This is a genomic window from Microvirga aerilata, assembly GCF_016743775.1.
GTDB lineage: Bacteria > Pseudomonadota > Alphaproteobacteria > Rhizobiales > Beijerinckiaceae > Microvirga > Microvirga aerilata.
This window is the reverse complement of sequence record NZ_JAEQMY010000247.1, coordinates 1-1,976: the sequence shown is the minus strand read 5'-3', so window position 1 is coordinate 1,976 and position 1,976 is coordinate 1. Positions and strand designations below refer to the sequence as shown.

Genomic DNA, 1,976 nt, shown 5'->3' with positions numbered 1-1,976 from the left:
ACCATCACCGCAAAGGATGCCCGAGGCTGGATCAGGCATGCCGGCTATGCCGTACACTGATCCACAATTCGCTTTAGGCTCGGCATTTTGGTAGCGTCAGCAAATAAAATTACATTTCGCTTCGCTCTCACGAATGACAATTGGGAGCGAGGGTGAGCACACACGTAATGCCATCTCCGCTCCCCTCCGCTGCAACACGCCTATTGCCTACTTTTTAGGCTTGGTCATTACTGCCGACCATTTAATCATTCTCAGAGCCCCGCTTCGGGATTTCATGCCTTGAACAAGGAACAAGGAACATGGCTCATGGCCCGTATTGCCAAGAAGGCTACTCAGGATGGCACCTTCACGGTCTATGTTGGAGAAATACCTCTTGCGTGGGGGCTTACCAGCACAGCCGCTGACATTCTGATTGAGAGACTGTTCAGCCGTTGATGTGGTTGCGGGGCAGATCCGAATGGACCAGCACCCCACTCTCCCAACCCAGCACGAAGGCTTCTTTGGCCTTCGCATCTTCCAAGCCCCTCACATCCCACCGTAAAGGGTTTTTCTGTGGCCACGCTGAAACTGCATTCGGAGCCACCTGTTTGACGAGGGAAGGCATGTCTCGCATCCGGCCTTCACCGGGGCAGGAGGCCTCCTCACCCAATGGCAAGGCGGGTGGGGAGGCTCCTCTGGGATCCAGCAAATTATCTTAGGGCGCTCGCGCGTGTACCGGGGCCGCCCGTTCTCGATAAAACCAATCGTGTACTGGTGAGCACGGTGCGGCGGTCGGTTATGTATTCGGCCACAAAAGAAAAAGCCGCGCCCAGTCTTTTGACTGATGTCGCGGCCTTGTACCCGCATCTGCCCCCACGGATCAGGAAGTTGATCTTGTTAAACTTGTCGTTTTTGAAAATGTCTTGATCAACACTTGCCTTCTTAGCTGGTTCCTGAGCAGACGATACTCGGTTTTTTGACCTAGGCCATCTGGCTTAACACGAGTGCGCCCAAGCCTCGGACCCTGGCTGAAAAAGTTCACTCCCATTGGAACCAAGGTGTCGCGAGGGCGTTGATACGCACCTCCGGCCCCATTCTGCCCCCACGGGCCGGCACCTTCGAAGCGCTCCCTTGTGGGGCGCTTTTTCTTTGTCGGCTTCGTTCGAGCTAATGCTTCGCGTGCGGGCTCGCTTTGCCAAGTCCAAGCAGCCGCTCTGTGGCATCGGCAACGAACAGGTGCCAATAGGTATCCACTTCCCGCTCAATGGCCGCTTGGCGCTGTTCCTGGCTCATCCTGATCCGAAACCAGGGCGTGGCCTCAATCCGCTCGCGCAACAGGGCTCGAGCCGTGGACTCAATGAGATTGTCGCCCGCACCCGTCATCAAGTTCCCTCGTGAATCAGCAATGCGAAGGCAGGATAACCCGGCTGTTCTCGGGCAAGTCTCGTTTCCTGTGGAGGAATCAGCAGCCCGTTTCTGCCGTGTGGGAGTTCCCCCCAGATTGCTCCCCTTCGCGGCTCATCGGCATGGCCTTGCTCGCTGGCACCGCGTTGACGCGCACCGGGAAAAACTCACAAAACCCAGGTTGCGCAGGGGGGCCGTATTATCCAGTCCCCTGGAGGGTCGGGACGCTGGGCGTATTTGCCAACGCCAGTTCCATACCTCAAGAATGGCATGAATCCCGCCACCTTGAGCAACGGCAAGCGGCTATAGCTCGATAGCAAGCGGGTTAAGTCTTGTTGAGTATTCGCTGGCCTGCTCGGACGTCCTGCGAGGTCCGTTTTACTGCATAGGGGCGGCCGCGTTCCATAAGTCGGACGGAAGACTTCGCGAAAACGCAAATTCGCTTTCCATAAAGGCGCTTATCAGAATTCCGCGGCCTCATTTATGCCCGCACGGCGCTCTCACTCAATGATCTCATCGGCTTGGGCGAGAAGAGTGGGCGGAACTTCCAAGCCCAACGCCTTAGCCGTCTTGAGATTGATGATAAGCTCGAA

General features: G+C 56.5%; 1 protein-coding gene. It reads right to left on the bottom strand.

What is annotated here, in order from left to right:
- Positions 1 to 1,146: 1,146 nt before the first annotated feature.
- Positions 1,147 to 1,362 carry a hypothetical protein gene (locus tag JKG68_RS32080; RefSeq protein ID WP_202066443.1) on the bottom strand — a complete coding sequence of 72 codons (216 nt, stop codon included), beginning with the start codon at positions 1,360 to 1,362 and terminating at the stop codon, positions 1,147 to 1,149.
- Between the last annotated feature and the right edge of the window lie 614 nt (positions 1,363 to 1,976).

Coding starts and splice junctions, on each gene's coding strand:
- JKG68_RS32080 (WP_202066443.1), bottom strand. CDS start 1,362: ATGACGGGTGCGGGCGACAATCTCATTGAGTCCACGGCTCGAGCCCTG.